The organism is Thalassotalea castellviae, from assembly GCF_031846185.1.
Taxonomy (GTDB): Bacteria; Pseudomonadota; Gammaproteobacteria; order Enterobacterales; family Alteromonadaceae; genus Thalassotalea_H; species Thalassotalea_H castellviae.
Genome location: NZ_JAVRIF010000004.1, coordinates 181,657 through 202,294, shown reverse-complemented (window position 1 = coordinate 202,294; position 20,638 = coordinate 181,657). Strand labels below are relative to the sequence as shown.

The window sequence follows — 20,638 nt, the reverse complement described above, 5'->3', positions numbered from 1 at the left end:
TTACCTATAACCATCGACGAACAGACGCACAATAATCAATAAATTCTTGATGAAAAAGTTGAGTTAGCATTTGTTCTTCAGGTTTGATTTGAAAGTGATTGATATAAAAAATAAAGCCAAGAATCAATAAGATTGTCATTGGGTTGGCCAAATAAAATCCCCAACCCAGTAAACAACAAAGCATACCAAGATACATTGGGTTTCTGGTATATTGGTAAATGCCGTTTGTCACTAAAGCCGTTGTAGTTTCCGGTTTTGTTGGGTTTACGGTGGTTTGTGCTTGTTTAAAAGCGAATGCGCCAGTTAAGATTATGGTGCCTCCAATGAGCACAAACAATACCATTAACGGCTGTGCGATATTTCTATCGTATAAGGTGAGTGGCAGCGCTAACTGACAAAGCCACATTAAAGTAGCGAAAATTAATACCAGCAACAGCGGTGGAATTTTTAATGTGAGTGTAGTCATCAATACGTCAATTATTCTTTTAATCGTTAGCATAACTGAAATTAAAAAGTGCTGCTATTCTCTCAAGCACTTTTTAATAAGTTAAAGGTCCATTGAAGCAATGAAGCACTTTCCGCGCTTCATTCCAAATTCCATTAGATATTTACGGATAAAGTAGGGACCTTAAGATCGATCATTAATTGATTAAATCGAGGTAATTGTGTTTGTTGTAATTCATCAAATAACGCTAACTGAGCTAAAATTTTATCCGTGACAATTTTAGTGACTTCCAACTGTTGATTCGTTGGTCGCATATTTCCATAAACAACTGAACCATATACGGAATTAAGCTTATCATTTAATTTTACAGGAAAGCCAAGCGGATCCTGTCGCGCCTTACTTTTGGTTTGGTATAAAGTGTTTTCAATCTTGTTCATTTTTTCAAGCATGTTAGCAGCTAATTCATTTAATGCCTGATAACTGTTATCGTCTTTAAGCTTGGCTTGAATTGTTTTGATAGATTCTCGTAAGGCGCGAATATTACCTATTGCTTTGTGGGTGTCGTCTAAGGTCTGCCATACCGCTTGCGCATAACTAAATTGTTGTTCAAAGTCTGCTGAAGTTGCTTGAGTTCTTGGATCAGTTAATACGTTAAAACGTTGGCTTTGTTTGATAAAACTATCGGCATTCTCTTCACCGTAACTTAATTCAACAAGGTATTCTCCTGGGATCACTTTATAGCCAATCATGCGATTTGCCCATAACATCATGCCATCAAATCGACGAGGAGGAGTGGTACGCATATCCCAAGTAAAACGATTAAAGCCTTTTGTCACGTTGATATTATTGTGTTTTTCTTTTGCCGTTGTTGAAAACTTTCTTAATAACCTACCGTTCATATCTTTGAAGCTGAGCGTTAGTGCTTGCTTGCCGGCTTTATCTTTTTCATGCGTCGACTTGGTTAAAGGCTCGTGGGGTAAATAGAAACTGACTTGAACGCCTTTGCTTAGGTTTTTGCCTTTTGGTCCCGGTGCTGATGAGGCGGAAACATCTAAGCGATAACTATCACGCGGTTTAATTAGGCGAATATTCTTATCAAAATCAGCACTGTTAAATGTCCGAATTGCTGTTAAATCATCAAATAACCATAAAGAACGACCTTGTGTCGCTACGATTAAGTCATCATTTTTAACCGCTAAATCTGTGATGGGTACTTGGGGTAAATTCAGTTTAAAAGGCTGCCAATTTTTGCCATGGTTTAAGGAAATATATAATCCATTTTCAGTTCCTGCATATAGCAAACCCTGCTTTTTAGTATCGACGCGAATCACACGGGTGAAGTGATTTCGGTCTATACCTTTATCAATACGTTGCCATGATTTTCCATAGTTTTTGGTATGAAATAAATAAGGCGTGAGATCATCTAGTTTGTATTGCGTTGCCGCGACAAATAACCCCCCTTTATTAAACGGATCAATTTCAATGCTGTTAATTTGTGCCCATTTTGGGAGTTTACGAGGTGTGACATTTTTCCACGTTTTACCATCATCTTTACTAATGTGCAGCAAGCCATCATCGGATCCTGTCCAAATAACCCCTTGTTCATGGGGTGACTCTTTTGCGGCAAAAATTGTCCCGTAATATTCAACACTGGTGTTGTCCTGTGTAATTGGTCCTCCTGAAGATTTGAGCGTGTTCGGATCATTACGGGTTAAATCAGGACTGATCACTTGCCAACTTTGCCCCTCATTATCTGATCTAAATAAATGATTTCCGGCCGTATATAAAATGTTGTCATCGTGAGGGGAAAAGAAGATAGGATAATTCCATTGGAAACGATATTTAACGGCTTGGGCGCCAGAGCCCATATAAGATTCTGGCCAAACGTTTATAGCTCGACTCGCTTTACTTTTATGATCATAACGAGTCATGTAGCCCATGTACGAGCCACCATAAACAATATCTGGGTTGCTGGGTTTTGGCGCAATATGGCCACTTTCTCCGCCCGCCGTTGGTTCCCAATCATATAAATCGATACCACCACCATCTGAACGATGGTTTATCCGTAAAGTGGAATTATCTTGTTGAGCAACATAAATACGGTAAGGAAAATGGTTATCTGTGGTGACGCGATAAAATTGTGCGGTAGGTTGATTGAAATAAGTGGACCAACTTTTACCACCATTATATGAAATCTGCGTACCCCCATCATCTGAAATTGCCATTCTATTGGGGTTATGGGGATCTAACCATAAATCATGATGGTCGCTATGAGGGGTTTTAATCGCGGTAAATGATTTTCCACCGTCAGTTGATTTATGAAAATTTACATTTAATACATAAACGGTATCTATCGCTTGCGGGTCTGCATAAACACGCGTGTAATACCAAGCGCGTTGACGTAATTTATTCTCCTTATTGACTCGCTTCCAGGTTTTGCCGGCATCATTAGAGCGAAATAATCCGCCATCTTTTGCTTCAATCATTGCCCAAACGGTATCTGAATTTACCGGAGAAACAGAAAAACCGCTGATACCCAACACTTCACGGGGTAAGCCTTTATTGTTTGAGATGTTTACCCAAGTCTCTCCACTATCAACTGACTTCCAAAGTCCTGAGCCTTCTCCGCCTGAAGACAAACTATAAGGGGTTCGTTTAACTCGCCAAGTCGATGCATATAAAACTCTTGGGTTAGTAGGGTCCATTTTTACATCAACGGCACCAACTTCATCATTGACATAGAGGACTTTTTTCCATTGTTTGCCACCATCAACAGAGCGAAAAACACCGCGTTGCTCATTTGCCCCATATAAGTGACCTAACGCGGCTACATATACAATATCTGGATTAGTAGGATGCACTTGAATTTGCGGGATATGACGTGTGTCTGTTAACCCGATATTACTCCATGTCTTGCCATTATCGGTACTTTTCCAAAGACCTTCACCATGAGAGACATTACCGCGTAGGGTTTTTTCTCCACCGCCGACATAAATAACGTTGTTGTCTGAAGGGGCAATAGCTATATCACCGATCGAACCGCCAAAAAAACCATCCGAAATATTTTTCCAGCTTTGTCCACCATCTTTTGTGCGCCAAACACCACCGCCGGTTGTGCCCATAATAAACGTTGTTTCATCACCAATGATCCCTTCTACTGATGCGGAACGCCCACCCCGATAAGGGCCGATAGATCTAAATTCTAAGCCGTTAAATTGATCGTTGTAAGATGGTTTTATGGATTTCGCCGCATATGATGCAGGTATAAAACAACACAGGATGAACGTGAGATAAAACAATTTTTTGGACAGTATAGACATGCCAATCCTTATTATTAGTTATTGCTAATGCAATGTTTATTATGTGAATAAGAATATGTGAAAACACTTAAATTACAAGGGAAAGCAAATCAAACTATGTTTTAATCGCACGTTTTTGATAGGAAGAAAAACAAAATTAGTTTTCGTTCGATGCTTGAATACGATTTCGACCTAAATCTTTTGCTTTATATAAACATTTATCGGCATGATTGATCACCTCATCGATACCAGCGTCCATTTCAAACTGAGCAATACCCATGCTGATGGTAATTTGAATGTTATGTTCTTGGTAATTGATGACATGATTTTCGACTTTGCTCCGTATTTTTTCTGCGATGATCGCGGCATTTTTTGCAGAGGTTTGCGGGAGTATAAATAAAAATTCTTCTCCGCCCCATCGTGCGACACAATCTTGTTCTCGAATTTGTTCATTAAATAGTTTGGCTAACTCTATTAATACCGCATCTCCTGCATTATGGCCATATTGGTCATTCACTCGCTTAAATTCATCGACATCACATATTAAGATCGATAACTTTTCTTTGTTTCTACTTAAGTGAGATTGTTCTTGCTTTAAAATATCATAAGCGACACGTCGATTTGATAGATTTGTTAGAGGATCGAAGTTTGCAAGCTTCTGATATTTATGTTTTAACTCGAGAGTTTTCTTTAATGCATGATCTCTGGTGTATTCATACAAAGTCGTTAAAAAAGACACCGTCAAAAATGAGTAAATTAATCTCAATTTAAATTCAATTGGATAAATAGCATGATATGCAATGTTGGACGGTATAAACATTATCAAAATGATCAAGGTAGTAAACACAGCTATATCGATTAATCCTCGTCTAAACCCATGAATAGATAATGAAACAGGCGCTACAATATAAATCCATAAAGGCCCCGTATTGGCAACGCCCCCAGTAAAAACGAGAAAAAACATCAATAAATAAAGCGAATAAAGAACAATGGCTGAACTAAGCTGAATATTTTGATGTTTTTTACAAACATAAAATCCTAAATAATAAATAAAAGTTGCAACAAAAAGCATAGCTGACAGGAAAAAGCTTTTGGTGAAAAGCGCTAAAAAAGCCATGCTTGTGCATATGAGCATTCCTATTTTAGAGAACAGTAAAATAATCGACGGCTTATATGGAATTTCTTGGTAAAGATTATGTTTTATTTCTTTCAGCAAAGCATCCGGCCTTTGAAGTCATTAGAAGATAAAAGTTTATTATTTTTTGCGCACACGATTCTGGGAGAATCAAATCAATCCACTTCTTTCTATTATGAAGTTAAGTATGAGTTGAGGTGCTCAATAATTCAACTCACGTGAGAATTTTATCTACGGAATAGCAAGTGCCAGTGCTTTGACTGCTCTAAATAATTAATAAATTCTATTTTTGTCATATTACTGCCATTTAAATTGCTTAAGTTTAATTGTGTTGACTATTCATGGGGTTTTAACATGACAATTAAACACCGATATAAAACAGTATGGTTATCTGATATTCACTTAGGTTGTAAAGATTGCAAAGCTGAGTATCTGCTAAATTTTCTTAATAATGTTGAGATAGAGACGCTTTATTTAGTTGGCGATATTATTGATATGTGGGCGATGTCGAAACAATTTCGCTGGCCACAATCTCATAATGATGTTTTACATAAACTATTAGCGTTATCTAAACAAAACACCCAAGTGATTTACCTGCCGGGAAATCATGATGAGCCCATTCAAAAATTTGATCAAATGCATTTTGGCGATGTAGAAATTCATCGTCAATATGTCCATATCACAGCTAAAAATGAAAAGTTATTAGTTCTGCATGGTGACCAATTTGATCAAGAAGTGTGTTTAGGTAAATTTCATAGTTGGATGGGTGATAAGGGCTATGACTTTCTGTTGTTTTTAGATCGGTGGTTTCACAAAACATTTCTTCGAAACGAGCGTAAATACTGGTCATTGGCACGTTATATAAAACGTCATGTAAAAAGTGCTCAAAAAGCGATATCGCGATATCGACAAGCAACCTGTCAAGCAGCAAAAGATAAAGGCTATGACGGTGTTGTCTGTGGTCATATTCATCATCCAGAAATAACCATGGTAGATGGTATTAGATATTTAAACGATGGTGACTGGCTTGAAAGTTGTTCGGCTTTGGTTGAAAACCAAAAAGGCGATATTGAATTAGTTTATTGGCCTTATATTCAGCTAGCAACGACGAAAGAAGCGTCAGAATGCCAATCACATCACGCGGCTTAAACTTTATTTTTAGTTGAGTAGTATTAAATATGTATACAGTAAATGAAATTATAGATCGCCATTATCCGCAAGTGTCAAACAAACCTTGGCTGTCTGCACCATTGAAGTTTTGTTTGAAAAAGCTGCTTCATGAAAAAGACATCCAACAATTTGAGCAAGATTATCCGCATTGTTTTGGTTTGGAGTTTGTTGAGCAAGTACTTGAATACTTTGAAGTAAGTTATTCATGCAGAGACACTGAAAAAGAACGTATCCCAAGCCATGGTCGAGTAGTGATTATTGCTAATCATCCGGTGGGCTCTTTAGATGGTCTCGCTTTGTTGAAGTTGATCAGTGAAGTACGTGACGATGTTAAAGTTGTCGCTAATGAAATGTTAATGGCCTTTGAACCGCTGCATGACCTTTTATTACCGGTTAATAATATGCAAGGTGGTACGGCAAAAGCTTGCTTGGTAAATATTGATCAGCATCTACAAAATGAAGGTGCATTAATAGTATTTCCTGCTGGTGAAGTCTCTAGATTACGTCCTCAGGGCATAAGAGATACTGTTTGGCATAAAGGTTTTTTACGTATGGCAACTAAAGCGCAGGCGCCTATATTACCTATTAAAGTCAGCGCGAAAAATTCAGCGTCATTTTACGGAATGTCAATGATTTACAAGCCGTTATCAACGATGTTCTTAGTGAAAGAAATGTTTAAACAACGCTGTAATCATTTTCCTATGAGGATTGGTGAATTAATTGCGTATCAAACGTATGCCAACAACGGTATTCACATTAATCAGCAAGTTAAATTATTTAAAAAGCATTTATATCGAATTGGCACAAATAAGCCGTTAATATTTGAAAGTCAGAAAGCTATCGCTTTACCTGAAGGTCGTCAGAAACTTCGCAAAGCGATTAAAAAATATTGTCAGGTAATAGGCGAAACGCAAGACGGCAAAATAATCTACCTATATCAACACAATAAAAGTTCTTCGATCATGCGTGAAATAGGACGGTTGAGAGAAGTTTCTTTTCGAGCCGTTGGTGAGGGTTGTAATAAACGCCGAGATATAGACGCCTATGACAGTCATTATTTTCATTTAATTTTATGGGATAAAGATGATTTAGAAATAGCCGGCGCTTATCGACTTGCTAATGCATCTAAAGTTTACGCTGAAAATATGCTCTATTCTGCGACATTGTTTGAATATAATCCTCAAATGCAACAATATTTCTCGCAAGGGTTAGAATTAGGTCGTAGTTTTGTTCAACCTAAATATTGGGGGAAAAGAAGCCTAGATTATTTATGGTATGGCATTGGCGCATATTTACAAAAAAATCCTCAATATCGCTACATGATAGGGCCTGTTAGTTTAAGTAATAGTTATCCTCAAGCGGCAAAAGAGTTAATTGTTCAGTTTTATCAGCGGCATTTCTCATGTGATGAAAACTTGGCTAAAGCTATGTACCCTTTTAAGTTTGAACAAGATATTGCCAATAAAAACCAAGTACTGAATTATCAAGATGAATTTGTAGAACTAAAACATAAGCTAGCGACTATGGGAACAACAGTCCCGACCTTATATAAGCAATATGCTGATCTTTGCAAACCGGGTGGAGTTAAATTTTTAGATTTTAATGTTGATCCTGATTTTAATTATTGTATCGATGGCTTGGTTTTATTAGATTTACATTACTTAAAAGATAAAAAGCGTCAAAGATACCTTCCTGAAACAAGCCAAGCTACAGAGGCCTGTTAATTGAGTTATGCCTCGGCCCAACTTAAATTAATTTCTACAAAATTAACGCAGATCTTACGAAGATAAAACCTGCTTTTTAAGGAAAAAAAGCTCTGTGCTAACCTTTAAGTTGAGCGAGAACATTGCAAACCTTCAGGCCATAAATTTAATGTTTTATTGTTAAATGCCTGCCAGTTATTATTTGCAATCAAGGTTGCGATCGCTTTTGCGACATTTGGCAATGGTGGTAAATTAGCCGAAGCTTTATGGGTTAACCAATGTTCTATGTTATCGACAGAAAGTTCATCTATAACATCAGCGTATTTTAATTGCTTAAGCGCTAAGGCATTAGAGTGTTGCTCCATTTGACCATGTAAAGCTTTGGTTAAGATAGGAATTCCAATATGCAAGCATTCGCTAATAAGCTCGAACCCTGAATTACATATTACGCCATCGGCATGTGTTAAATCTTGCTTAAAACTTAAGTGACTGGTTTGCCTTAATGCAACATTACCTGCTTGTGCATTAAATAAATCAGGAGAGTATTGAATAAATTGGGTCGCTGGGAAACGTTTCAATAAGCGTGTGATCTCTTTTTGATTCTCAAAAGGCAAATACACTAAAATATGTTGTTTGTTGGTACTGCGTTTTAGGTCCACATCTACAATTGGAGGTAAAACCGAGTTGTCATACGGGTGCCAGTGTAGACCAATATTGTATTTTGCAGGCGCAAAGTATTTCATGATACTGCGAGTTAACCAAGTATCTTGAGATTTTGGTGTATTATCGCCAAAGGCATATTGATGACCGATGCCAATCACTGGGACACCTTTTATTTTTGCTGCCCATGCTGTGACTGGTTCGAAATCAGTGATGACAAGATCGTATACCGCCAAGTCTAAATGGATAATATCGCTAATAAAACGGAATATATTATTATTTAACGCGGTTTTAAAATGATTAATACGACCATTCTCACTAATAAAAGTAAAGCCTTGCCTATGTTGATATTGTCCAAAAATGTCCATATCAAAAAATTTTTCTTTGGCTCTACCAGACAATAGGTAGTCAACTGAAAGGCCGCAACTTTCTAATTCTTTTGCTAAAACACGAGAACGCGAAATGTGTCCATTTCCTGTACCTTGAATACCATATAATATTTTCATAACCACCAACTTGCGAAATAACCAATGAATGTGCCTAAACTGGCTCCTGCTAGAATATCCGTAGGAAAATGAACGCCTAAAATGATGCGTGAAAGCCCAACCCCTGCTGCCCAAATAACGATTAAAAAAGCTTCGCTGCCCATGTAAGCAATAACTAATGTCGCCAAAAGAAATGACGCCATGGTATGACCTGAAGGAAAACTAAATTGGTCTGCAGGAGTAACCATCGAAAAAAAATAAGGAATAACCGCAGGAGGGCGAGGACGTTTTAAAGTGTTTTTCATTGAGAAATATACACTTCGCTCAACAGCAAATGCGGCAAGTGCAATCATGAAAAAGTCATACCCAGCTTGGCCATCTTTGCATAGTAAAATCAATGGGATCAAAAGCTGCATATAACCATCACCTGATCGTGAGAGCCATTTGATCGCCATGATGAAACGGCGATAACTATGTGACTTTACACACCAGAGTAAAACCCGACAATCATGTCGGTAAACATTATTTATGATGTTCATAAGCTCACAGTAAAGAGACCATATGACAAGCATGTGACAATCATGTGCTATTTAAGTGAAAGGCAAGAGGAGAATTGAAAGATACAACAGGCAATACCTTATCTGTTTTGTATTATTCCTGTTATTTTCGATGGCTAGCAGCCAGTTTATGACATAAGGAAAAGTTTTAATCACTTATTGTTATTAAAACTTTATTGGAGAAAATTGATCTAATTAATTTGGCTTACTATATTTTTATTAATGAAGTAAGCGCTTTCAATAACCGCAGATTTTTAACAAAAATTTCTACCAATAAACAAACAAAAATGGATTTATAACCAATAGGCAACCAAAATATGTTTAACTTTAATACGTTGAAAAATAAATTTACTTCGGCGTTTATCTTATTGGGTCTAATTCCCGCTATTGTTATTAGTGTTATTTCTACCATGAATAGCTCAGAAGATATTTCTTCGAAAGTTTATAATCAGCTAACAGCCATTAATCAAATTAAAAAACAAACTATCATAAACTATTTTGACGAACGTAAAGGAGATATGGGCGTACTCGTTAATTTCGCTGATACTATGCAAAATCAGGCATTTAACCAATTAACGGCAATCACCACCCTTAAGAAAACACAAGTAGAAGATTACTTTGCAAACAATACCGTTCAATTAGAAATGCTCGCCAACAACCGTGAACTTCAAGATGCAATTAAGGTGTTAACCGAAGATTTTTCAAATAAACCTAAGTGGCGATCTCGATTGGATCAATACGACAAAGCGTATAAATCATTACTGACTAACTTTGGTTGGTATGATTTTTTTATCATTAGTCAACGCGGCACTATTATTTACTCTGTTACAAGAGAAAGTGATTTAGGTCAAAAGATCACCGTTGATTTATCCGGTACTTCGTTTGAGAAAGCGTTTAATTTAGCGAGTAACAATGATGGTAGTGACAGTCATTTTGGTGACTTCCTTCCTTATCCTCCAAGTAATAACGACCCAGCTGCATTTGCGGTCAAACCGGTTACAGTAAATGGAAAACGCATTGGTTATATTGCCTATCAACAACCCATTGATAAATTGAATGCTATTTTAGGGCATAGAGAAGGGATGGGGGAAACAGGAGAGTCTTATTTAGTAGGACAAGATAAATTAATGCGCTCTGATTCTTATCTAAATCCTAGTCAATATTCTGTTATGGCATCTTTTGCTAATAAAAATACCGTTGAAACTAAAGCTGCAAATAGCGCACTCAATGGTGAAAAAGGCACGCAAGTTATAATGGATTATAACGATAATCCGGTGGTGAGTAGCTGGGATTATATTCAGCTTAACAGTGGTGTTCGGTGGGCCATTATTTCTGAAATTGATGTTGCCGAAGCGTTTAATCCGATGACGTCTAACAATGAAGAATTTTATAAAACATATATTGAAAAATACGGTTATTACGACTTATTTTTGATTAATCCTGATGGCCATATTTTTTATACTGTTTCTAAAGAAGCTGATTTTAATACCAATATTTTAAAGGGGACATACGCTAACACAAATTTGGGAACATTAATCAAGAAAGTGAGCCAAACGAAACAATATGACATCATAGACTTTGCCCCATATGCGCCAAGTAATGATGAGCCCGCCGCTTTTATTGCGCAACCATTACTTGGCGCGAATGGGGAAACTTCGTTATTTGTTGCGTTGCAACTTCCACTTGAAGGCATTCAAACCATTATGGGTATCAGAGAAGGTATGGGAGAAACCGGTGAAAGCTATTTAGTTGGTAGTGATTTGAGGATGCGAAGTAACTCATTTATTGATCCCAAAGGTCATTCAGTAAAGGCGAGTTTTGCAGGCACTGTTGCCAATAATGGTGTTAACACTGAAGCGGTTAAACGAGCATTACAAGGTGAGAAGAATACGAATATTATACAAGACTATAATGGCAACCCAGTGTTGTCATCATTTGACCGTATTGAATTTGGTTCGTTTAATTGGGCGATAATTTCTGAGATAGATGAGCCTGAAGCGTTCGCTTCAATTAGAAGTAACACTTATTTTATGATGGGATTAATGCTCATCTTTACTCTTATTATTGCGGTAACGGGGTTGTGGTTTGCAAAACGAATTTCAACACCAATCATTGAAGTGGCGGCTGTTGCAGAAAAAGTGGCCAGTGGTGACCTGACGATGACCATTGAGCAAACCTCAACTGATGAAGTTGGTCAATTACAAAAGGCCATTAAACACATGGTGGCAAACCTATCAAGTATGGTGAGCACTATTTCAGGAATTTCCTTACAACAAGCTTCCACCTCTGAGGAATTAGCTGCAATCACCACACAAACGAATAAAACCGTTGCGGAACAACAATCTATTTCTGAACAACTCGCTACTGCGATGCAAGAAATGGGGTCTACGGTGAACGAAATTGCCCAAAGTACAGCAACCACATCAACAGCGGTAGATAACATTCAAGGGAAAGTACTCGATGGTTCAAATAAACTCAATGAAACTTATCAATCAATTATGAGCATGGCGACTCAAATTCAAGAATCAGAACAAAGTGTTAAACGCGTCAGAAGTGATTTTGACCAAGTTGTTCATATACTCGATGTAATAAAAGGCATTGCTGATCAAACCAACTTGCTGGCATTAAATGCAGCCATAGAAGCAGCAAGAGCCGGAGAGCAAGGGCGAGGTTTTGCTGTGGTAGCCGATGAGGTAAGACAACTAGCACAGCGAACTCAAGATTCAACCAAAGAAATAGATAATATGATCAACACCATAGTCAATGGTGCAAATTCGTCCGTTGAAATTATGTCAAGTAGTGTGACATATGCAACAGATGTGCAAGAGCATGCAAAAGAAGTGATGGAGTTAAATAAAGTGGTTGAAAGTGAAATGCATCAGATCACTGACTTAAGTGCACATATTGCGACGGCAGCAGAAGAACAAGCCGTTGTGGTTGAAGAAATTCTACAAAATGTAGAAACCTTAAATGTTGGTGTTACCGAAACCAGTCATGCCACAGATAATATTGCAGAATCAAGTGTTGAGCTTGCTAGGTTAGCCACTGAATTAGAAAAAGAGTCGTCAGCATTTATTACCAAATAAATATAAAATTTGATTTTCGGTAAATTTGCCAAGGTAACTATTTTGCTATGAGAATGGGGTGGCTAATGGGACTTGAACCCACGACAACCGGAATCACAATCCGGGGCTCTACCAACTGAGCTATAGCCACCACTGATATTACTTGAAGCGCCTTGTCCTATAGGTGACAGGAAAAGCGCGGAGAGTATATTGCATTTATATCTCGATTGACAAGAAAAATCTTTGCTTTATCGCTAAAGTGTCCAAAAGATGTACCTTTGACTTTATTTTTCAATAAATCTCATCGTTTGTTACTATAAATGACCGCTTATTACCGTTAGGTGAAATCATGTCTTTAGATAAGTTATCAGAACAACTTAAATCAAATGCCACACAAAAAATGCCGCCTGTTGAGTTGTGGGACCCACCATATTGTGGCGAAATAGATCTCCAGATAAAAGCGGATGGCCAGTGGTTTCATAATGGCACGGCCTTTAAGCGCATGTCTCTAGTTAAACTATTTGCTTCGGTATTGAAAAAAGAAGCCGATGAATATTTTCTCGTTACCCCGGTAGAAAAAGTCAAAATTACCGTAGAAGATGCCCCATTGTTGATCACACAATGGATTTGGTTAGATGATGAACAAACCGTCATGCAACTAACTACCAATTTAGATGATACGTTTATCTTGTCTAAAGAGCATCCGTTGACTATCTCTGACGATGGCGGTCTTTACGTCACCGTTCGCCGAAATTTGATGGCAAAAGTCCATCGAAATGTTTATTACCAGTGGGTTAATTTTGCCCAAGAAGTTGATCAAGAAAACGAGGTAGCCTTAGCCATCACCAGTGATAGTGAGCAGTTTATTTTAGGGTATTTAGAGTAAAGGCTGATTTATGCTATCTAAAAATACCTCGACTGTTTCACGAGTGATTTTTTTAATTAAATCACGCGTGAAAAACGTTGTTGATTGATGTGTTGTTTCATGTAGGCGTCGAAACTCATACAAATTATACGTATCAGTAAACGTGCCTTTTGATCGACATGAATGGCATCTTCCGTTAACTCAATAAGACCATCATTAATAAAAGGTGTTAACAGCAATAAATCTTCTGAAAAGTAATCATCAAATTGGATATCGTACTTTTGACTAATAGTATGTTTATTGAGGTGAAGATTACACATTAATTCACGGATCACTTCGCCGCGGATCACATCATCTTGGTTTAATTCTACTCCTTTAATCTGCGCGTTTTTTCTTGATTCAATCGCTTTATAATACTCTTGAAGCTCTTTAATATTTTGGCAAAAAGAGTGTCCGATATTACTGATTGATGATACTCCTAGCCCTAAAAGGTCACAATTGCCTTGAGTGGTATACCCTTGAAAGTTACGATGAAGAGTGCCATTTCTTTGCGCGATAGAAAGTTCATCATTCGGTTTGGCAAAATGATCCATACCAATAAAGTCGTAACCAAAGCCGCACAGTTTTTCGATGGCGAGTTTCATTAAAGCAAATTTTTGCTGTACATTCGGCAGCCATTCATCGCGTAATTTACGTTGTGCTGCAAACCGACTCGGAAGATGGGCGTAGCTAAATAATGAAATACGGTCAACATCCATTTCATGAGCTTTATGTAAAGTTCTGGTAAAGGTCTCTATGGTTTGATGAGGTAGCCCATAAATTAAATCTATATTTATGGATTTGAAGCCTACTTTTTTAGCATGAGCGATAAAATCACTAATAAATTCGGTAGATTGCACCCGATTGATGGTTTCTTGTACTTTTTGGTCGATGTCTTGAACACCAATACTAATGCGATTAAACCCTAAGTCATAGAGGTGTTCAGCTAAATTCATTTCAATTTCACGAGGATCTATTTCAATGCTCATTTCCACGTGTTCTGCAAAATGAAATTTCGATTTTAATAACGTCACTAGTTTTGTGATTTGTTGATGCGTTAAAAAGCTTGGTGTACCACCACCCCAATGTAATTGTTTTACTGTGTATTCAGTGAATAATTCGGCGCGCGCATTAATTTCTTCTGCAAGGTACTCTAAATAAGTGTCAGCTTTGCTGCGATGGCGGGTAATTACTTTGTTGCAGCCACAGTAATAACAAAGACTATGGCAGAACGGAATGTGAACATATAAAGATAATTCACGATTAGGAGAGTTTTTTATTGCTTTAATAAAGTCTTGATCTGAAAAATCATCATGAAATTCTAAAGCGGTTGGATACGAAGTATAGCGAGGACCACTGGTGTTGTACTTATTTAATAGTGTGCTGTCGAAAAATTGATTGGCTTGCATGAGCGTTCACTAAACTAAAAAACTATGAGCTTATTATAATGAAGTGACAGCTTGTGTTATTGATCACGCTCAAGCTTTAGGTGAACTATTGTCTTAAATAAAATATCAGCTAATGTAGCTCACATACTAAGTAAGATCGGCGACCCTTTCAGCAGCATATTGATGTAAAGTGTTTACATTTTCTTTTACTGCATCGGCTAATCGCGCTTCAATTTTTACCCGCTCAAAGTCGAGTTTCATTCGCTCTCGTTTTTCAAGTTTTTTACGTGCTTCTAAAATCGGCATATGTTTTATCGCTTCATAGAGCTCAAAGATAGCAGGAAATTGTTGATGATGATTTTCGCTGGTTTTGAGGGAGTCGAGCAATACCGACAGTCGCCAGCAACCTTCAGAAATATCACATTGTTCTTCTTTCATTGCTCTGACGATAATCACAATACTGTCGAGTATTTTCTTGTCATGCTGATTGAGAGAACGCTGACGTTCTTGCTCTGCTTGCGCTTGCTGTGCGGTTTGTTTTTTTAATTGTCGTAAGAGTTTAATCGCATAAAACGCTAAGGATGCAACAATAAGAACAGCGATTACGATTAAGTAACTCCATGGATTTGCAAACATTTAAATACCTTACTCGAAATCTGAAAATTTATTATTGTCTAACTTATCCCACAATGCGTCTTCATCAACTTCAGTATTAGCTTGCTCTGTTGACACTAATTCATCGTCATCATCTAAGCCTAGTTGCTCTCTTAGGTTGCTATGACGATCCATTTTTAAATTAAAGTAGTCAATTTCTTCTTCGCTTAGCGCTATTTCATCGTCTTGTTTTTGTAAAATCTCTTGAATACGAGCATCCGCTTCGATTTCATATAACTCTTCTTCTAACGCTTGTTGGTTATCAACAACTCGGATGGCCGCTATTGGCGAGGCTTTAGTTTGTTTCGGTGTGGATTGTTTTTCCGCCATCGGGGCTTTGGTTAAGACGATGGGCGTTTTACTGCCAATTCTTGGATCTTTATTCGTCTTTGAAGCAGCATTTTTATTTTGCTTAACTTGTGCTTCTTGTTGACGGTTGCCTGGCGCCTTACCGTGCTTTTTCTTGACTCTTTTATTGCTCACTTCTACGGTTTTTTTTCTATCTTCTTTGTTGGCGCTAATAGGAGCAATACCCGGTTTTCTTGATTTTTTCTTACGTGACATAATTTTCGAAGTTGGTTAACGAGCAATAACGCTATTTTACGTTAGTTTGCGAGGAAAAGGGAAATTCAATGAAAATATATCGCTTTTTTCGATTTAAAGAAGAAAAAACGACGGCATTGCCGTCGTTCATGAGATTATAAATTTGACTTAAACTGCAAATATTATAGTCCAATTCTTAAGTGGTAATCCTAACCTATTAGCACAGTCCCTGTAATTTTGAGTAATTTATACAATGTTCCAGTATTGTTATTAAGCTTCCCTAGTCTTTTATTTTTTTTGGTCATCTTGACACTTTTTTAGGCTATCCCTACTGTCCCCCTGGACAAGAAATAAACGATCTTCCTTAACTTTAGTTAACCATCCCTATTCGAATTTATCATATTCTTTGAATACATATTGCTGTCCGTGCAACATCATCCTTTTTATTATTGCTACTTTGTAGCTGGAAATACTTTACCGAAGTGAACGAATGGAGCAAGTAATAAATAAAAATTAATTGACAATTTAATTGATGTTTATTTATTAACTTACTGTTTTTCTTTGTTAAAATCATGTTACAAATTTATTAATAGTTATCGTATTTGTTATTTAATGGTCAATGTCTTACAAAATTAATAGCCATTATCTTACGCTAGGCTTGTTTGAATTTTATACGAATATTTTCGTGGATTAGTGATTGTCTACCAAAATAAAGCTATCTTTTCATCGCTAAGTTAATGAATTTTAAGCCGAGATTGATCAAGTAATAAAAAAGCCCATAGCTAGGATATGGGCTTTCAATGATGCATCCAAAAATAATTAACTGCTACAGAGTAACGTTAATCGTGCTCGTGTAACCATGCTGCATGTTTAGGGGCACGTTTTGTCACTGCCCATTCATCTATCATGGCATGTGCAACGTCATTTAATTGTTTATATTGCTCTGGCGTACCAATATCCGCGGCTAATTCCAAACGATGGCCACTAGGGTCGAAAAAATAAATTGATTTAAACACCCCATGATGAACGGGGCCTAATACATCAACACCTTTTTCAACCAATGACTCTTTTGCGGCAACTAAAGCATCAACATCAGCAACTTTTAACGCCAAATGTTGCACCCAAGCTGGCGTATTACGGTCACGGTCCATATCATCAGAGTTTGGTAGTTCAAAAAAAGCTAATACATTGCCCATGCCTGCATCTAAGAAAATATGCATGTAAGGATCAGGTGCTTTGGTTGAAGGGACTTCATCTTCAGCGATAGCGAGAACTAAATCCATGTTTAGCTTATCTTTATACCACTCAACGGTTTCTTTAGCGTCTTTACAACGATAAGCAACGTGATGCACTTTTTCAATTTTGATCATTTTAGTTTCTCTGCTGTTATTGTCTTACTTTGGCTAAGTGTAATATAAAGTAACTTTTGTTACTAATTTGTGCGGCTTTCGCCTACACATAGTCTTGACGATATTGTTCGTTAATATTTACACTCAATGTCAAAGTCATAACGACAGCGTTAAATAATGACCTGCCATTTTTGACTAAGTGCCTTGTCTGTTTCAGATAAAGTGACGCCAGTTAACGGTGAGTCTTTAAACTGCAATGTACTCGTTAATAACTGATCATCACGTAAATAATGACAAATCACCTCACTATTTTCAGGTAAATAATTGGCTAGTTGTTGTATCGACTTCTCCGTAGCATGCATATTATCGACAGCTATAATGACATCGTTTACGGCTAAACTGGCTTTGGCGGCAGGAGAATCTTCAATCACTTGACTAACTTTTAAGCCGATTGACTGTGGCTTATAGTGGGCGCCTATGTAAGGTACATAGTTTGTGGTAACTGTGGTCTCCATTTTATTCAGTTCTTTGAATTTACTGGTATTGAATGAAACGCCAACCTTGCTTAATAATTCAGACAATTCAACTCGTTTGGCGGTATTTAGTAAATTTTTAATATCGTCACTGATATCTTCATTACACAATATATTCACGATATTAATAAAATCTTCTTGCTGAGTACCAATATTTGGACGACCAAAATGTATCCATAATTCTTTCATTAAATGGTCTAAACTGTATTGACCTGATGATTTTTCGCGAATGGTTAAATCTAACCATAAAGCAATTAAAGAGCCTTTTACGTAATAGCTAACAATATTATTTACGGCGTCAGGACCTTGCTGATAAAATTTAGTCCAAGTATAAAAACTTGATTGAGTGACACTTTGTTTAAGTTCGCCTTTACCACGATACACACGTGTTGCAGCTTTACTTAAAATGGCTAAATAGGCTTCAAAAGTAATGATCCCTGCACGAAATAGGGAAAAGTCATCATAATACGACGTGATTCCTTCATACGCCCATAATTGTTCCGTGTAAGACTCTTTATCTAGTTGATAAGGAATAAAGGCTTTAGGCTTTATTCGGCATATGTTCCAAGCATGAAAGTATTCGTGGGAACATAACGATAAAAATGCTTGATAATCATCTGATAACTCATGTGGAGTATTGGGATTAGGCAAGTCGAAACGACTGGCTTGTAAAATGGTGGAGTTTTTATGTTCAAGGCCACCAAATCCATCGGCTAATAAATGGGTAATAAACCAATATTCTTTAAAAGGAACTTCACCAAATAAATTAATATGGTGTTGGCAAAGCTTACTCACATCAGATGAAATTCTGGCACGGTCACCATAATGTTTACTGGTGAAAACCATATGGTGAATCACGCCTTCCACTTCAAATTCAAAACTGTCGAAATCGCCAATGGCAACAGGGCAGTCGATAAGATGAGCATAATCATCGGCATAATATTCGCCAAAGGCATACTTAGCGGTATTTTTACTTCGAGGTAATCCCGTTGCTACACGCCAATGTGAATGATCACTTGGAGAAGATATGTGTAAAGAGCAGGCTTGTTCTTTAAGCTCCTCAATGGCCAAGAATGTTGAACTGCCATTAAAAAATCCGCGTTGATTATCTAAATAGGCGGTTCTTACGGATAAGTCGAAAGCAAATACCTGATAGTTGAGTGTAGTTTGCTTATTTTTTGCTGTAACTTGCCACGTTTGTTTGTCGATGGCGTGTAACTCAAGTCGGTTATTTTGTTCATCCGTTGCATTGATCGCAATCAGATTTTTCGCAAAATCACGGATCATATAACTACCGGGTAACCAAGCAGGAAGCGAAAGCGTGTAGGTTTTATCGGCTTCACTTTGAAAGTGAATACTTACATCAAATAAATGACTGTTGAGGTTTGAAGGAGATATTTTATATTGAACTGTCATTGTGACTAAACTCTAATTGTGCATTAGGGCTTTTATACCCTAATGCCAAAGAAATTCATAACGCCATAATGAGAAATAGCAAAAAAATTTTCACTAAATGATATTAAGTTAAAATAATTGTTTTATCACCATTTAAACAAATACGTTGTTCGGCGTGCATTTTTACGGCATGACACAAAGCTACCGCTTCTAAATCATGACCTAAATGCACCATCTGTTCGATGGTGAAAGCGTGGTTAATAGGCTTTACTTCTTGCACAATAATAGGACCTTCATCAAGGTCAGCTGTCACATAATGTGCAGTCGCGCCAATTACTTTTACCCCACGCTTATGAGCTTGATGATAAGGACGAGCTCCTTTAAAACTAGGTAAAAAGGAATGATGGATATTAATGGCGTGGCCGCGTAATTTATCACACATATCATCCGAGAGTATTTGCATATAACGGGCTAATACCAGAAGATCTGCTTGAGTTTCCTCAATGATGTTTAGCATTTGTGCTTCTTGTTGGGCTTTTTTTCCAGCTTCCATCGGCAAATAATGAAAAGGAATATCATGCCAATCAACCAGAGGCTGACAATCTAGATGATTTGAAACAACCGCAACAATGTTAACGGGCAAAACATTGGCTTTCCATTTTGTCAGAAGTGAAACTAAACAATGATCGTCTTTTGAAACGGCAATGACAATATTTGGAACATCTTCAACATTACGTAATTGATGCTGCATATGTAGTGGCGTTGCCAGCTCTTCAATACCTCGGCTGAATTCTTCCATTGGCACGGTCATGTTGCGATCATCAAAGGCAATACGCGAAAAAAAAGTATCGGTATCAGGATCACTATATTGCGCAGTTTCAGTAATAAACGCACCATGCTCAAATAAGTTTTGTGCTACTTTTGCTAACACACCAGAGGTGTCGGGGCACTGCCAAGTTAATATGTAATGATTGATTTCACTCATGTGAAGTTAATTTTTAGGGATGATGAAAAGAGTTTGCCAGTTTTAAAGGGATAAACAATCAAATTTATCAAATTAATTAGAAAACTAATGAATAAGCATATTCATTTTTTTAACAAGTGAAGATTACAGGTTGTGGAGCTTTTGCTTGTTTTTGATATAAAAAGCTTCGACTTTTTCTCTTGCCCAAGGTGTTTTTCGTAAAAAAGTTAATGAAGACTTAATGCTTGGATCATGAGTGAAACACTTAATTTTAATTTCTTTCCCTAAGGCTTTAAAACCAAAATATTCAACTAATTCAGTAACTAATACTTTTAAGGTGATGCCGTGTAATGGATTATAAGGCTGATTATTCAATGTTTTTGCTCATT

At 37.2% G+C, this 20,638-nt stretch carries 16 protein-coding genes and 1 tRNA gene; 4 read left to right on the top strand and 13 right to left on the bottom strand.

The window, feature by feature from the left end; all coding sequences use genetic code 11:
- Positions 1-4: 4 nt before the first annotated feature.
- The 3 genes from RM573_RS09630 to RM573_RS09620 form a co-directional block, all read right to left on the bottom strand.
- The gene (locus RM573_RS09630) at positions 5-466 is read right to left on the bottom strand and encodes a methyltransferase family protein (RefSeq protein WP_311580897.1); all 462 of its coding nucleotides are present in this window, start codon (positions 464-466) and stop codon (positions 5-7) included.
- Positions 467-600: 134 nt separating this feature from the next.
- Positions 601-3,765 carry a WD40/YVTN/BNR-like repeat-containing protein gene (locus RM573_RS09625; RefSeq protein WP_311580894.1) on the bottom strand — a complete coding sequence of 1,055 codons (3,165 nt, stop codon included), beginning with the start codon at positions 3,763-3,765 and terminating at the stop codon, positions 601-603.
- A 136-nt stretch (positions 3,766-3,901) separates the two neighbouring features.
- Positions 3,902-4,861: a GGDEF domain-containing protein gene (locus RM573_RS09620; RefSeq protein ID WP_311580891.1), complete on the bottom strand. Its 960-nt coding sequence runs from the start codon at positions 4,859-4,861 to the stop codon at positions 3,902-3,904.
- A gap of 372 nt (positions 4,862-5,233) precedes the next feature.
- Between RM573_RS09620 and RM573_RS09615 the strand changes: the two genes are divergently transcribed.
- Positions 5,234-6,028, top strand: coding sequence for a UDP-2,3-diacylglucosamine diphosphatase (locus tag RM573_RS09615; protein ID WP_311580888.1), 795 nt, complete (start codon positions 5,234-5,236; stop codon positions 6,026-6,028).
- Positions 6,029-6,057: 29 nt separating this feature from the next.
- Complete coding sequence (olsF, locus tag RM573_RS09610) at positions 6,058-7,773, top strand: bifunctional ornithine lipid synthase OlsF (protein ID WP_311580886.1); 1,716 nt, start codon at positions 6,058-6,060, stop codon at positions 7,771-7,773.
- A 104-nt stretch (positions 7,774-7,877) separates the two neighbouring features.
- Here the strand turns inward: olsF and RM573_RS09605 are convergent, their stop codons facing one another.
- Both RM573_RS09605 and RM573_RS09600 read right to left on the bottom strand, forming a co-directional pair.
- The gene (locus tag RM573_RS09605; protein ID WP_311580883.1) at positions 7,878-8,918 is read right to left on the bottom strand and encodes an MJ1255/VC2487 family glycosyltransferase; all 1,041 of its coding nucleotides are present in this window, start codon (positions 8,916-8,918) and stop codon (positions 7,878-7,880) included.
- A complete protein-coding gene (locus RM573_RS09600) occupies positions 8,915-9,436 on the bottom strand; it encodes a phosphatase PAP2 family protein (protein WP_311580880.1) in 522 nt (173 codons plus the stop codon). The genes RM573_RS09605 and RM573_RS09600 overlap by 4 nt, the downstream gene beginning before the upstream one ends.
- 335 nt (positions 9,437-9,771) lie before the next feature.
- On the opposite strand from RM573_RS09600, the gene RM573_RS09595 reads away from it, so the two are divergent.
- The gene (locus RM573_RS09595; protein WP_311580877.1) at positions 9,772-12,540 is read left to right on the top strand and encodes a methyl-accepting chemotaxis protein; all 2,769 of its coding nucleotides are present in this window, start codon (positions 9,772-9,774) and stop codon (positions 12,538-12,540) included.
- Between the two features lie 54 nt (positions 12,541-12,594).
- On the opposite strand, the gene RM573_RS09590 is transcribed toward RM573_RS09595, so the two are convergent.
- A tRNA-His gene (locus RM573_RS09590) sits at positions 12,595-12,670 on the bottom strand.
- 198 nt (positions 12,671-12,868) lie between these two features.
- On the opposite strand from RM573_RS09590, the gene RM573_RS09585 reads away from it, so the two are divergent.
- Positions 12,869-13,405 carry a DUF1285 domain-containing protein gene (locus RM573_RS09585; RefSeq protein ID WP_311580874.1) on the top strand — a complete coding sequence of 179 codons (537 nt, stop codon included), beginning with the start codon at positions 12,869-12,871 and terminating at the stop codon, positions 13,403-13,405.
- 56 nt (positions 13,406-13,461) lie between these two features.
- Here RM573_RS09585 and hemN read toward each other — a convergent pair whose 3' ends face one another.
- From hemN to RM573_RS09550, 7 genes are all read right to left on the bottom strand, one after another.
- Entirely contained in the window at positions 13,462-14,832 is a 1,371-nt protein-coding gene (hemN, locus tag RM573_RS09580; protein ID WP_311580871.1) for an oxygen-independent coproporphyrinogen III oxidase, read from the bottom strand.
- A 126-nt stretch (positions 14,833-14,958) separates the two neighbouring features.
- Positions 14,959-15,447, bottom strand: a complete 489-nt coding sequence (locus tag RM573_RS09575; RefSeq protein ID WP_311580867.1) for a DUF2489 domain-containing protein — start codon at positions 15,445-15,447, stop codon at positions 14,959-14,961.
- Between the two features lie 9 nt (positions 15,448-15,456).
- A complete protein-coding gene (gene yihI, locus RM573_RS09570; RefSeq protein WP_311580861.1) occupies positions 15,457-16,029 on the bottom strand; it encodes a Der GTPase-activating protein YihI in 573 nt (190 codons plus the stop codon).
- Between the two features lie 818 nt (positions 16,030-16,847).
- Complete coding sequence (locus RM573_RS09565) at positions 16,848-17,378, bottom strand: VOC family protein (protein WP_311580856.1); 531 nt, start codon at positions 17,376-17,378, stop codon at positions 16,848-16,850.
- 149 nt (positions 17,379-17,527) lie between these two features.
- The gene (locus RM573_RS09560) at positions 17,528-19,306 is read right to left on the bottom strand and encodes a M61 family metallopeptidase (RefSeq protein ID WP_311580851.1); all 1,779 of its coding nucleotides are present in this window, start codon (positions 19,304-19,306) and stop codon (positions 17,528-17,530) included.
- 103 nt (positions 19,307-19,409) lie between these two features.
- Positions 19,410-20,270, bottom strand: a complete 861-nt coding sequence (gene purU / locus RM573_RS09555) for a formyltetrahydrofolate deformylase (protein ID WP_311580844.1) — start codon at positions 20,268-20,270, stop codon at positions 19,410-19,412.
- A 123-nt stretch (positions 20,271-20,393) separates the two neighbouring features.
- On the bottom strand, positions 20,394-20,624 hold the full coding sequence (locus RM573_RS09550; protein WP_311580839.1) for a VF530 family protein: 231 nt from the start codon (positions 20,622-20,624) through the stop codon (positions 20,394-20,396).
- Positions 20,625-20,638: the final 14 nt, after the last annotated feature.